A 13,485-nucleotide genomic window follows, 5' to 3' on the forward strand; every position below is an offset into this window, starting at 1 on the left:
CATGCGGGAGCTCATTGCGGAGATCGGGGGAAGCTCATCGCGATGGGCGCTGCTGCAAGGCGCGGGCAACGATGCAGTGGTGCCGTTCCCCGGCGAATCGATGCCAGGGTACAATCCGGTGAGCGGCGATGCGGCCGTTTTCGCGCAAGGCATTGAGGCCTATCTGCAGGGCCGGCTGCCGGGAGCGCTGGAGGCGGATCGAATCTCCGCATATGGCGCCGGATGCGGTACTCCTGAGCGCGCCGCGCGCATGGAATCGGCGCTGCGCCAGCTCTGGCCATCGGCCCGGATCGAGGTGCGCACCGATCTGGAAGGGGCGGCGCGCGGCCTTTGGGGCGCCGATCAAGGGCTGATCATGGTGCTGGGCACCGGTTCGAGCGTGGGCTGGTGGGATGGCTCCGCGCTTCACCAGCCGTTCCCATCACTGGGCTATGTGCTCGGCGATGAAGGCAGCGGCGCTGACATCGGGCGTGCGCTCCTACAGGATGCCTTCTACCGACGCATGCCCGAGGCGCTTCGCGAGCAGCTCTTCGGCCCGGATGGCCCCGATCTGCGTGAGGTGCTCGATGCCGTTCATCGTTCGGCCTTTCCCTCGCGTGCGTTGGCCGCCTACACGCAGAAGCTGGCACCCTTGTCCGATGGTCCGTACGTGCGCGAGCTGGTCATGTCGCGCTTCCAGGCCTTCATCGAGGCCTTTAAGCCGTTCCATGGGCATGACCAGACCGCTGTGGTGCGCGCCACGGGATCCGTGGCATGGGGCTTCAGCCCGATCCTTTCGGCCTGCCTGCTCGATCACGGGATGGAACTGCTGGGCGTTGAGCGTGATCCGCTCAGCGGGCTGGTGCGGTGGCATCGGGGGCGGACCGGCTGATCGGCTTCATCAAGCGTTGAAGTCGCGCGAACGCCGCCGCATTCACTGGCCCGTGCACCGATCGGAGCACCCGTTCGCGCTCGACCCGGGTAAGGTGCCAGCTCAGGGATATGCGCTCATCCGCATCGTGCCAGAGCTGCACATCGATCACTTCGAGCGGAGCGCGGCCCGCGGGGTCGAGGAGCCGGAGCATCAGGTCGTAATCCTGGTCCTGAACGCGCACGAAGTTGTCGTACACGCTGCCGATGGGGTCGATCGCGCGTCCCAGCAGCGAACCGCTGCTCGCCTGAACCTCGAGCTGCTTCTGGGTGTCGCGCAGCTGAAGGAGCACCACGCCGCTGGTGTTCGCCTCGATCCAAGCCTTGAATGCGCTCAGCCAGGCCATGGTCACCCGGTAGCCGTAATTGTCGCGGACACCGGCGTCCATCACGCGCATGGGCGGCTGGCTCGGCAGCGTGGTCACGGGCGTGATGTACGGGAAGCTCGCGCTCATGCGAAGCGCGCTGCTGAGCTTGAGGCTGTCCGGGGCGTGTTCGGCGAATAGCCTGCGGAATTCGATGGCTTCGGCCTGGCTCTCGGACTGCACGCGGGCCTGAGGGGCTATGCTGGTGAGAAAGGCGGCGTCGTGGGCGGCGATCACCAAGCGACGCCCATCGTTGATGCTGGTGGGGCTCACTACGAGGAGCGGTGTGCGCCCCTGGCGCTCGGCCTCGGCCATGGCACCCAATCGGATATCGAGCATGCCGCGCGTGTGCGTATTGAGCCTGCGCTCGAAGGCGGTGGCGCGGTCGCGCGTGTAACGGTGCCCGCCATAGCTGAAGCTGCGGTAGCGGATGAACATGTCGTTGGTGACGAAGCTGAAGGCCACCGGATTGAGCATGTCGCCGCTGATCTCGTCGAGCACCGCGTGACTGAAGCGCTCGTTGGCGCCGCGCCCGCGCTCGGCCCACTCGAATTGGCGGTAGTATGCCGCGCCGATCAGCCCGCCCGAGGAACCGGTCATCAGGGCGGTGCGCTGCATCAAGGTGCCGCCCAGGATGCTGTCCGCAACCTGCAGGCTGCGGTAGGTCCAGAGCATGCTGCGAAGGCCTCCGCCGCTGGTGTTGATGATCAAGAGCTTCGGCTTGCCGGTGGCATCGGCGAAGCGCATGTTGGCGGCCTTCCAGCGCTCGAGCACGTCGATCATGGCACGCGCGTCGCGACCGGCGGCAGCGGTGTCGTTCGCAAGGCCGGTGATGACCGAACGCTCGTACCGGGCAGGCGCAGCGCCATAGTCGAGGCCGTAGGCATGCGTGTCGTACAGGAAGCGCTCGGTGCGGTGGCTGATGAAGTTGATTCCGATGATCACGGCGATGATCACCGTGCCGGTCCATCCTTGCAACCAGCTGAAGAGGGCGCTCACCAGCATGAGCACGATGGTGAAGAGCAGGAAGGCGCTGGCCCCAGCGGGAATGGCGAAGAGCGCGACCTCGCTGAAAGCACCGAGCAGGATGAATGTGAGCACCAGCACCAGTTCGAAGATGGTGCCGTTGATGTGGTTCTGCCAGAGCACGTCGCGGAGGAGCTCCTGGTCATAGTGGGCGCTGCTGCGAGCCAGCATGATCCGGAGCCGGGGCGTGAGGTAGGTCTCCACGCGCCATTTCTCGGCTCGTTGCTGGCGTCGCAGCCAGCGCATGGCCTTGCGGCGCTCGCTCTTGCGCACCGGCGGTGCATCGTGCTGCGGCCCCAGGATGTCCATGAGCGGCTCCTCCGGCCGGTACTCGTCGGCGGGGCGGCCAAGCAGCTTCACGATGTCGGTATTGGTGCGCGTGAAGTAGAGGAGGGCCAGTCCGAGGAAGCCGAGCATGCCCGCCATGAAGCCCAGCAGGTGCAGCAGCACGCGCGGCATGGGCACCAGCTCCTGGGTGTATTGGAAGCGTGCCGCGCACCAGAGGTAAGTGAGCACGAAGAGCGCCGGGATGAGGGCGTTGTTGACGTTGAACTTGAGGAAGGGCCGCGCGATGGTGGCGATGAAGGGGAAACGGTACGCATGCATCACGTAGCTGTACAGGTTGAAGGCCGTGATGAACCCGCCGAGGGCGAAGCCGGTGATCAGGTGCGAGAGGAAATCGACCCGGCCGAAGTATTCCGGGAAGAGGAAGAGGTAGGGCACGCCGTACTTCACGCCCAGGCTCTCGGTCACGTAAGCGAAGAGCACCAGCCAGGCCAGCAGCAGCAGGTGGTTCTTCTTCGCGTGCAGCAGCAGCAGCTGGAAGGGGAAGAAATAGAGCACGCGCCGCCACCAGGAGCGAAGGGCGATGCGCGCGGTCATGGACGTTGTTGTTCGGCCAATAGTACGCGACCAGCGCGGCGCGTGTTGTCCGCTGGGTCAGCTTCCTTCAACCTGATCACGTGGATGGAGGCCCGTGATCGGCTTGCGGTGCCTAGGTTGGCGGCTCTATCCGCCCGGACGTGCGCATCCTGCTGCTCGACAACTATGATTCGTTCACCTGGAACCTGCACCATCTGCTGGCGGTGCATGCGCAGGTGGTGGTGGCGCGCAACGATGCCATCACGGTGCAGGAGGCTTCGCGCTACGAGCGGATCGTGATCTCACCGGGGCCTGGCCTGCCATCCGAGGCAGGTATCACCCTGCCGCTGCTGCACGCACTGCTGCCCACGCATCCGATCTTAGGGGTCTGCCTGGGCATGCAAGCGTTGGTGGATTGCTGCGGCGGGACGCTCGTGAACCAGCGGCTCGTCATGCACGGTGTGGCGGTGGGCTGCGAACCGGTGGGGCCGGCTGATCCATTGTTCCGCGGATTGCCTGCTTCCTTTGAGGTGGGGCTCTACCATAGTTGGGCGGTTCACGAGGCGAGCCTGCCGCCAACCCTGAGAGTGACCGCGCGGAGCGCTGATGGCGTGGTGATGGCCGTTCGCCACGCGCACTATGGGGCTTGCGGCGTGCAGTTCCATCCGGAAAGCGTGCTCACGCCGAACGGACCGCGTATCATCAGGAATTGGCTGGCAGAATCGGGCCCTGCTCAAGCCAGCGGATCAGCGAGCGCCAGCTCCGGATAGTCGAAGGGCTCGCTGGCCCCAGGCGAGTTGCCGGCACCTTCATTCCCCAGCAAGGGTTTGACCGGATGGGCGATCATGGCATCGGCGGGGTAGGGCCTGATCAGTCGGATGATGGCCTCCATGTCCGCTGCGCCATTGATCGGTGCCAGCCAAAGTCCCTCCTCTTCATCGGTGAGGATCACCGGCATGCGAGGCCCGGCGGTCTTGGGGTTGTTGTGGATCCGCTTCAACAGGTCGTTCGCCTCGGTGGTGACGATGCTGAAGGTGAGCTGCGATTCCCCGCTCACTGGATCGGTCCATTGCTCCCACAAGCCCGCCAGCGCGAAGTGGGCGCGGTCCTTCAACCGGATGAAATACGGGTATGCCTTCCTGCCGAGGTGATGGTGCTCATAGAACCCTTCGATGTGCACGAGGCATCGCTTGCTACGCGCCGAATCCCTGAATGCCGGTTTCTCGAAGATGCTCTCGCCGCGCGCATTCAGCGTCTGGTTCCAAAGCTGCAGGCGCTGGGAGTCGTTCTTGGTCCATGCTGGCACCAGCCCCCAGATGGCCAGTTGCGGATCGTGCGGCGCCGCACCGGTGTAAACGACCAAGCGCGGGTGTGCGAAGGCGTTGGCAAAATGCAGGTCGAGCTCAGGGAAGGGCTGCAAGAGGCGAGCGAGCCGCTCGGCCGCCTGCGCGTTGCCGCGGCTCTTGGCGATCCGCAGGCTCATCTCCGTGCGGGCTTTCACTCCGTAGCACATCCAGTGTCGGCCACGGCCCTGAGGCCACGGCGATGCCCAAGTTTACGGAGCGGTGCGGCATCGTCGCTTCCAGACCCGATCAGGACGGCCGTTGATCCATCGGTTCATTTCGGTCGTTCAGCGAATCGGCTTCATCGCTGCGGCTCCATGGTTGAACCAATGTCCTTGGCCGGCATCGGAGCGAATGTGATTTTTGCGTGAACCCAGCATTAACCCAGCTTTCCTTTGTGGCTGGGTCGCGACCTGAACCAACCTGATGAACCATATCATGCTCCGAACCTGCGTGCTCGCCTCGCTCATGGCCTCGGCTCTAGGGGGGGCGGCCCAATTCGATGGCTTCGCCCTGTACAACCTGAGCAACCAGACCACGGCGCGCTTGATCAATGCCAACCAGCAGATCGCTTACACGTGGACATGCCCCACCAACTTCAGCTATGCCATGGCGCTGAAGCCCAATGGCAACCTGGTGCGCAGCGCGGTGAACAGCGGCAACCAGATCAGTTCCGCAGCGGTGGGCGGTCGGATCCAGGAGCTCAATCCGCAAGGACAGGTGGTCTGGGATTTCATCTATTCCACCGCCGATCATGTGCAGCACCACGACATCTGCTTGATGCCCAACGGCAATGTGCTGCTCTTGGCTTACGTCAAAAGAACCTTGGCTCAGCTCCAAGCCCTGGGATACACTGGCAGTTCAGCCAAGTACCCTGGCCGCATCGTTGAGATCCAACCCACGGGCAGCACGGCTCAGGTAGTGTGGCAATGGGAGATGCAGGACAGGTTCATCCAGTACGTTGATCCCAGCAAGCCGAACTACATGACCATCGGGGAGAATCCGCACCGCATGAATATCAATGTGGCGATCTCGGGCGGTGGTGGGGGCAACGCCATTGATTGGTTCCACGAGAACGGGGTCGACTATAACGAAGAGCTCGACCAGATCGTGTTCAGCGCGCGTTATCTGAGCGAGATCTTCGTGATCGACCACAGCACCACCACGGCCGAGGCAGCAGGGCACACCGGCGGCAATGGCGGGCGCGGCGGCGATTTCCTGTTCCGATGGGGCAAGCCGGCCAACTACGGCGTCACGGGCACCCAGCGAATCACGGCCGCCGTGCACGATCCCAAGTGGGTGAAGGGCGGCGCCATGGAGGGCTGGATCTCCTTCTTCAACAACAGCGGCGGCTCAGGCAACTCATCGGTTGTCGATGCGATCAATCCGACGATGGACGGTTTCAACTACCCCTGGACGCCCGGTACGGTCTGGGGGCCTGCCATCCACGATTTCCGGCACCAGTGCCTGGCCAATTCCGGCGGGCAGAGCGCAGCCGAGCTCATGCCCAATGGCAATGTTTTCTGCGCGGTATCCCAGCAGTACATGTACGAGGTGAACAGCAGCAATACGGTGGTATGGCAGTACAACGCAGGCCCGCAGAAGGGCTTCCGCTACACTTGCGACCATCCGGGCATCATCAACCTGCTCAATGATCCCTGCGGCATCACCACCGATGCGCCGACGCTTGAGGGGCAGGCGGCATTCGGCCTGCACCCGAACCCTGCGCAGGCTCAGGTTAGCCTGCAAGGGGTCAACGTGGAGGCCCTGCGCGCATTCGTGGTGCTGGATGCCAGCGGCAGGGAGGTGAAGCGCACGGTGCCCGGCTGGACCATTGATGTGAGCGACCTGCCCAACGGCGTGTACACCGTTGCGCTGGAGCACGGAACAGGCGAAAGGCAATCCAGAAGGCTGGTTGTGGCGCATTGATGCGAGCGCGTTCCTTGCTGACGATCACGGCGATTGCGGCCACGCTCCTAGCGCGGCCGCAATCGCCGCTTTTCGACCTCGGTGCCGTGCATGAGATCCGTATCGGATTCGAGGAGGCGGATTGGCGCACCCGCCTCGAGGACCTGTACACCGAAGGACAGAACGGCCGGCTCGTAGGCGATGTCTCCATCGACGGCACCGTGCTCGCGGGCTGCGGCATCCGCTTCAAGGGCTATAGCTCTTACAGTGCGGGCCGCATCAAGAATCCCTTCAACATCGATCTCAATCACACGGTGAGCGGCCAGGACTACCAGGGCCAGAAGAAGATCAAGCTCAGCAACGTGTTCCAGGATCCCAGCTTCCTGCGCGAAGTGCTCACGTACGCGATCGCGCGCGAGTACATGCCGGCCTCACGGGCAAGCTATGCCAACGTCTTCGTGAACGACACGCTCCAGGGCCTCTACGTGATCACCGAGGATGTCGGCAACGATTTCCTTCGCGCGCATTTCGGCGAGAATGACGGCAGCTTCTTCAAGGGCAATCCGCCCACGGTCGATCTTACCGGTGACAATTGCAACTTGAGCGATGCGCCCGGCGCTGACAGCGCAGCCTATTCCGGGATCTATGAGTTGCAGAGCGATGCCGGCTGGGGCCATCTGCTCGAGCTGATCGAGGCGCTGAATACGCAGCCGCAGCGGATCGACAGCGTGCTGAACGTGGACCGCGCCCTTTGGATGCACGCGCTCAACTATGCGCTCATCAACTTCGACAGCTACGTGGGCTATGCCCAGAACTACTACCTGTACCGTGACCGCGAGGGCTTGTGGAACACGATCCCATGGGACATGAACATGAGCTTCGGCGCTTTCCGGCTCTCTGATGCGAGCACCTATTGGAATGGCTTCAGCGTGAACCAGGCCATGAGCATCGACCCGCTGAGCCACTACAACGGCGTGAGCGTCTCGGAGCGGCCTCTGATGCGGAGCCTGTTCGAGGCCCCCAGGCACCGGCGCATGTACCTCGCGCACATCCGCGCCATCCTTGAGGACCAGGTGGCAAGCGGAACCGCAGGGCAGCTGGGGGAGCAGGTCCGCGCGCTGATCGATCCGCACGTGCAGGCCGACACGAACAAGTTCTACAGCTATCAGGGCTTCCTCGACAACTTCAACGACCAGGTGAGCTTCACCATCGCTTATCCCGGCCTTGCGCAGCTCATGAATGGCCGGATCGCCTACATGCAGGGCGTTCCCGGTTTCACGGGACAGCCGGTGATCAGCGCGCCGCAGCACTCACCGGGTGACATCGGCACGGGCCAGCAGCTCACCATCACCTGCGCGATCTCCGGATGCGACACCGCGTTCATCGCGTACCGCTTCGGCTCCGCTGGGCGCTTCGCGAAGGCCGCCTTGCTCGACGATGGCGCGCATGGCGATGGGGCAGCGGGCGACGGAACCTACGGTGCGGTCATCACGGCCGAAACGAACCTGATCGAGTACTACATCTATGCGGAGAACGCCACTGCCGGCGAGTTCAGCCCTCGCGGAGCGGCCTACATGACTCATCGCGTATTCACGCGCATCGAGCCGGGCGTGCTGGTGATCAATGAGCTCATGGCCGACAATCGCGTCCAGCCGGATGCCTCTGGCGCCACCGGCGATTGGATCGAGCTCTTCAATGCGGGCGGCAGCACCATCAGCACCGCCGGATTGCATCTGAGCGACGATGCGGCCGATCCGCAGGAATGGGCCCTGCCCGCCTTCACCCTCGCGCCCGGCGAGTACCTCATCATCTGGGCCGACGACCGTGAGTGGGTGGATGACTACCACGCGAGCTTCAAGCTCGATGCAGAAGGGGAGGCCTTGCTGCTCGCCTACGACGCGGAGAACATCATCGATCAGGTCGCCTTCGGGCCCCAGTACCCGATCTATTCCTGGGCGCGATCGCCCAACGGCACCGGCGGATTCACCCGCATGGCGCCCACTTTCAAGGGCTATAACTTGGTGCTGCCGGGTTATGAGGTTGATGCGGCCTTCCAGATATGGCCCAACCCGGCGAGCTCCACCGTGCATGCCTTCATCGACCGCGATGGCGATTACGAAGTGGAGGTCGTCCGCGCCGATGGGCGGAGAATGCTCGGGCCGATCAAACGGAGCAGCCGCCAGCTCGTCGAAGTGGACGCCTACGGATTGCCATCCGGCCATTACACCTTGCGCGCCGTCTTCAGCGACGCGATCCTCAGCAAACCCTTCATCATCATCCCATGAAACAGCTCTTCGCACTGCTCGTCCTCCTTGCGCTGCTGCCCGCGCACGGCCAGACCTTCACCACCTGGGGCACCGGACAGGGCCTGCCCAACGCCGATGTGCGCGATGTGGCCGTGGGGCCCGACGGGAAGATCTGGGTGGCCACGGCATCAGGGATCGCCTCGTTCGATGGGTCCACCTTCAATTCCTACAGCGTAGGCTCGCATCCCACCTTCCTCAACGACGACACCTATGCGATCGAGGTGCTCGAGAATGGCGATGTCTGGGTCGGCACCGACTTCGGCCTGAGCGTGCTCCAGGGCAGCACCTTCACCAACTACACCACGGCCAACGGCCTCAGCGACAACGAGATCAAAAACATCAAACAGGCGCCGAACGGTGATGTGTGGCTCGCCACGATCAACGGTGCCACGCGGTTCAGCGCCAGCGCGTTCACGGCTTTCGGCTCGCCCAGCATCCCATTCGGCGGCACCACGCACATCGCCTTCGCCGGCAATGACGATGTGCTCCTGAGCGGAGGCTTGGGCGGCGTGCTGGTTTACAACGGCAGCACGTTCACGGCAATCACGACCACGCAAGGCTTGCTGAGCAATCGGATCCGCAGCATCGCAGTGAACGGTGCCCAGGAGAAATGGGTGGGCACTGCCGATGGCATCTCCGTGCTCAGCGCTGCCAACACGCACATCGTTGACCACGAGGCCTTCTTCGAGCTGCCGCCGCCCGATGAGCTGAACCCGGTGACCGACGTGCTCATTGACAATGCGGGCCGGGTGTGGGCCGCGGTGTATGTGGATTACCTCGTGACCGAGGGCGGCGTGAGCGTTTACGCGAACAATGCATGGTCGCAATACGAGGAAGCCGACGGGCTTGCCGGCCCCAACGTGCGCCGGCTGGCCATGGATGCCCAAGGCGATATCTGGGTGGCCACCAGCACCGGCCTCACGGAGATCAGTGGCATCGGCATCGGGATCGAAGAGCGGGCCGCGCCGTCGTTCATGCTGTTCCCGAACCCGGCCAGCTCTTTCGTGGAGGTCAACCTGAGCTCCCCAGCCGTGAATGCAACGGTTGAAGTGCGCGATTCCGCCGGGCGGTTGATCCGCACGGAGCAGGCTTCGGGCCAGCGGCGGCGCTTCGATGTCTCAGGGCTTGATGCCGGTATCTACCTGGTGCGCATCGGCAACGAGGCGGCGCGCTTCGCGGTGGAGCGGTAATGGACGAGCCCTATTTTACGCCCGTGCCGGTTGACGCTTTTCGCGTCAGTGACCCCCGGAGCCGTTCCGTACAAGCCGAATGAATGCCCTTCCCGCATGATGCCAGCGCTTCCGTTCATCGCGAAGTGAGCCATCCGACGAAGCCCCAAGGCGACGCCCATGTCGAAACCGAGATGGCCGCCTTGGCCGCGCGCTTCGTCAACAGCACCAACCGCCACGTTTTCCTGACGGGCAAGGCGGGCACCGGCAAGACCACCTTCCTGCACAAGCTGGCCGCCAGCACGCACAAGCGCTATGTGATCCTGGCTCCAACGGGCATCGCGGCGCTCAACGCCGGCGGGGTCACCATCCACAGCCAATTCCTGCTCCCCTTCGGCGCTTTCCTGCCTGAGCGCCAACGTCCCCTCGACATCCCCGATGGAGCCTTCCATGACCAGGACACGCTCACGCGGCGCCATCCGCTGAACAGTATCCGCCGCAACGTGCTGCGCGAGGTTGACCTGCTCATCATCGATGAGGTGAGCATGCTGCGCGCGGATGTGCTCGACGTTATCGATCACCGCATGCGCACCGTGCGGCAGAACCGCGGGCAGAGCTTCGGGGGAGCGCAGGTGCTCCTCATCGGTGACCTGTACCAGCTGCCGCCGGTGGTGAAGGACGATGAGTGGCGCGTGATGCAGCGCTACTACGCGAGCATGTTCTTCTTCGAGGCGCAGGTCCTCAAGCAGCATGGCTACGCGCACATCGAGCTCGATAGGATCTTCCGCCAGCAGGACGACCGCTTCATCCGCATCCTCAACAACCTGCGCAACAACACGGTGCAGGCGGCGGATGTGGATGAGCTGAATGCGCACCATCGAGCCGCCGATGCGCCAGCCGGGAACGAGGGCGTCATCACCCTGACCACGCACAACTATAAGGCCGACGAGATCAATCAGGAAGCGCTCCGCAAGCTGCCGGGCAAGGCGCACAGCTACGAGGCGGAGGTCATGGGCGAATTCCCCCAGGGCATGTACCCCGTGCTCGAGCGCATCGAGCTCAAGGAAGGCGCGCAGGTGATGTTCGTGAAGAACGATGCCGAGAAGAGGTACTTCAACGGCAAACTGGCGCGCGTGGAGAAGCTGGAGAAGGACAGCATCGCCGTGCGCATGTACGATGGCGTGGGCGATGCGCTCGGCGACGGCCTGTACACCCTGAAGCGCGAGACCTGGGAGAACAAGCGCTACGTGGTGAACGCCAGCACCAAGCAGCAGGAAGAGGAGGTGATCGGCACATTCGAGCAGTATCCCATCAAGCTCGCTTGGGCCATCACCGTTCACAAGAGCCAGGGCCTCACCTTCAGCAAAGCCATCATCGATGTGGGCCAGGCCTTCGCACCGGGGCAGGTGTACGTGGCGCTCTCCCGCCTGCGCTCGCTCGATGGGCTGATCCTGCGCACGCGCATCAATCCTGCCGTGGTGAGCACGGACAAGGAGGTGGTGGCCTTCACGGAGCGTGGGGAGCGGCAGGAACCGCTGCCGGCGCAATTGAAGGCCAGGCAGCGCGAGTACCTGCAGCAACTGCTCATGGGCACCTTCGACCTGGCTGATCTGCTGCGGAAGCTGGAGTGGACGCAGAAGGACCATCCCGAGACCGCGCAGTTCGAGGATGAGAGCATGAAGTCCGCGCTCCGCATCCTGCAGGAGAAGCTGCGCAGCGAAGAGGAGAACACGCGGAAGTTCCGCAACCAATTGATCCGCTTGCTGCATGAGGACAAGCGCGAGGAGCTGCTCGTGCGGATCGAGAAGGGCGCTGCTTACTATGGCGATCTGCTGCAGGACCGGATGAAAGCGCTCTTCCAGCACATGGCGCAAGCCGAGCTGCTGAGCCGCACCAAGGAGTACACCAATGCGCTTAAGGAGATCGACGGCATGCTGATGAAGCGGATCGCCGCCTTGGCCAAGGTTGCTTACCTCACGCGCTGCATCCTCAACGGAGAAGAGATCCTGCGGCTCAAGGACCTCGAGCAGGCCCTCACCGACAAGCGAGCGGCCATGGTCGGCGAGGTGCGCGCGTGGGCCCAGGAGAACAGGCCGAAGGGAAGGACGGGGAAGAAGCGGAAACGCCGCGAAAGCGCTGATGACCTTTCTCACGGCGACAGCGACCCTTCGATTCGGCCATTGACAAGAAAGAACCGTGATCATCCCGATTACGTCCGTGCGCCGCGCCGGAGCAAGGCTGAGGTCAGCAATACGTACAACGTGACCTTTGAGCTGGCCAAGGAGGGCCTCACAGTGGAGGAGATCGCGGCCAAGCGCACCTTGGCCAGGAGCACGATCGAAGGGCATTTCGCGCGCGGCATCGCCGAAGGAGTGCTCGAAATCGGCAAGCTGATGCCCGAGGCCGAACGGGACCTCATCGCCGATTGGATGCGCGAGCATCCGACCGAAGGGCTGAATGCCGCTCAGGGCTATTTCGAGAACCGCTTCAGCTACGGGCAACTGCGCATGGTGCAGTCCTGGGTGAAGCGCGAGGCCGGCGACGAGGCGTGACGGGTTGGTTAGCCAAAGCGTCAGATGCTGCGCAGGTGTGGAAGCGGATGCCCCGAGCAGGTTCTGATCTGGGAACGGACGAAACCCGCACGCTTCAGTGCGTGGCCAGCTTGCGAACGAGCTCCTGCGTGAGACTCGAGGCATCGGGCCCGTATGCATTCACCAGGATGCCCTTGATGTCGCGGGACTTCGAGCTAATAGCATAGAGCACGCTCTGATCCTCCGGGTCGGAATTGCCCTCGAAACGGTGGAACTCGTCGATCTCGAACTCCGCAGGATCCAGACTGACGCCGCGTGGCTCGCACACCACGCAATGACCGCCAAGCGACAGGTCATCGGTATAGCCTCGGCGCTGCAGATCGTTCACGGCCTCGGAGAGCGTGGAATAAGCGTAGCGCATGGAACGAAGGTAGGGGCGCATTTGGGCATCCTTCAGGCGCAGGATCGCCGTCCCTCGCATTGCCTCGCAGAGCCTCGCAATGACGGCCTCGGGATGCGGCAGACCACTGCACAGGTTTGGGTACACCCTGCGAGGGCCTAGATGGACTAGCGGTCTCATTCGCAGCGCCCTTGAGCATTGAAAAATCGAAAACCCAGTTCAGGATGCTTTACGCGCATAAGGCGCAAGAGATTCGGGATTTGAGCAGAGGAATAGTTCTGCTCCCCCGGCATACCGAAAATGCCTTGGTCGTTATTCGTGGTCAGCAAATCGAGGACATCAATCTCCTGACCGGTCGAGGACCAAGCAACAATGTGGACCACTGAGCAACTCTGTCTTGGCGGATAATTCGTCGGCTCTAAAGTTCTAAGGACGGACATCAGACTACTTCTCAGTTCAGCATCACAAAGAAGTCCGGGTCCATGGTTCAGAAGCCTCAATTCAACGCGGTCAGCGGAACCGAAGGAATTCACGATCTCTGATCTTGAATCCTTCACCGAAGCCCTAATCCCTATCGCTAACCACACGATGAGGAAGGCTGTGATTAGATATCCAATGAGCTTCCACTTCATCAGCTGATGACTAGATGCATACCATCATCCGAGGC

10 protein-coding genes are annotated in these 13,485 nt (G+C 63.0%); 6 read left to right on the forward strand and 4 right to left on the reverse strand.

The window, feature by feature from the left end:
- The first annotated feature begins 1 nt into the window (after position 1).
- Positions 2 to 871 carry a hypothetical protein gene (locus IPM12_09610; protein MBK9148053.1) on the forward strand — a complete coding sequence of 290 codons (870 nt, stop codon included), beginning with the start codon at positions 2 to 4 and terminating at the stop codon, positions 869 to 871.
- On the opposite strand, the gene IPM12_09615 is transcribed toward IPM12_09610, so the two are convergent.
- A complete protein-coding gene (locus IPM12_09615) occupies positions 831 to 3,182 on the reverse strand; it encodes a hypothetical protein (protein ID MBK9148054.1) in 2,352 nt (783 codons plus the stop codon). The genes IPM12_09610 and IPM12_09615 overlap by 41 nt on opposite strands.
- 140 nt (positions 3,183 to 3,322) lie before the next feature.
- On the opposite strand from IPM12_09615, the gene IPM12_09620 reads away from it, so the two are divergent.
- Positions 3,323 to 3,931, forward strand: coding sequence for an aminodeoxychorismate/anthranilate synthase component II (locus IPM12_09620; protein MBK9148055.1), 609 nt, complete (start codon positions 3,323 to 3,325; stop codon positions 3,929 to 3,931).
- On the opposite strand, the gene IPM12_09625 is transcribed toward IPM12_09620, so the two are convergent.
- The gene (locus IPM12_09625) at positions 3,895 to 4,674 is read right to left on the reverse strand and encodes an SOS response-associated peptidase (GenBank protein MBK9148056.1); all 780 of its coding nucleotides are present in this window, start codon (positions 4,672 to 4,674) and stop codon (positions 3,895 to 3,897) included. The two genes, IPM12_09620 and IPM12_09625, sit on opposite strands and share 37 nt — an antisense overlap.
- 268 nt (positions 4,675 to 4,942) lie before the next feature.
- On the opposite strand from IPM12_09625, the gene IPM12_09630 reads away from it, so the two are divergent.
- The 4 genes from IPM12_09630 (at position 4,943) to IPM12_09645 (ending at position 12,439) form a co-directional block, all read left to right on the forward strand.
- The gene (locus tag IPM12_09630) at positions 4,943 to 6,433 is read left to right on the forward strand and encodes an aryl-sulfate sulfotransferase (protein ID MBK9148057.1); all 1,491 of its coding nucleotides are present in this window, start codon (positions 4,943 to 4,945) and stop codon (positions 6,431 to 6,433) included.
- Complete coding sequence (locus IPM12_09635) at positions 6,433 to 8,697, forward strand: CotH kinase family protein (protein MBK9148058.1); 2,265 nt, start codon at positions 6,433 to 6,435, stop codon at positions 8,695 to 8,697. Before IPM12_09630 ends, IPM12_09635 begins: the two co-directional genes overlap by 1 nt.
- Positions 8,694 to 9,908, forward strand: coding sequence for a T9SS type A sorting domain-containing protein (locus IPM12_09640; GenBank protein ID MBK9148059.1), 1,215 nt, complete (start codon positions 8,694 to 8,696; stop codon positions 9,906 to 9,908). Before IPM12_09635 ends, IPM12_09640 begins: the two co-directional genes overlap by 4 nt.
- Before the next feature lie 173 nt (positions 9,909 to 10,081).
- Positions 10,082 to 12,439, forward strand: a complete 2,358-nt coding sequence (locus IPM12_09645; GenBank protein MBK9148060.1) for an AAA family ATPase — start codon at positions 10,082 to 10,084, stop codon at positions 12,437 to 12,439.
- Between the two features lie 94 nt (positions 12,440 to 12,533).
- Here IPM12_09645 and IPM12_09650 read toward each other — a convergent pair whose 3' ends face one another.
- Positions 12,534 to 12,839 carry a phosphoribosylpyrophosphate synthetase gene (locus IPM12_09650; GenBank protein MBK9148061.1) on the reverse strand — a complete coding sequence of 102 codons (306 nt, stop codon included), beginning with the start codon at positions 12,837 to 12,839 and terminating at the stop codon, positions 12,534 to 12,536.
- A gap of 155 nt (positions 12,840 to 12,994) precedes the next feature.
- A complete protein-coding gene (locus IPM12_09655) occupies positions 12,995 to 13,450 on the reverse strand; it encodes a hypothetical protein (GenBank protein ID MBK9148062.1) in 456 nt (151 codons plus the stop codon).
- Positions 13,451 to 13,485: the final 35 nt, after the last annotated feature.

This window comes from Flavobacteriales bacterium, from assembly GCA_016716605.1.
In the GTDB taxonomy this organism is placed as follows: Bacteria; Bacteroidota; Bacteroidia; order Flavobacteriales_F; family PHOS-HE28; genus PHOS-HE28.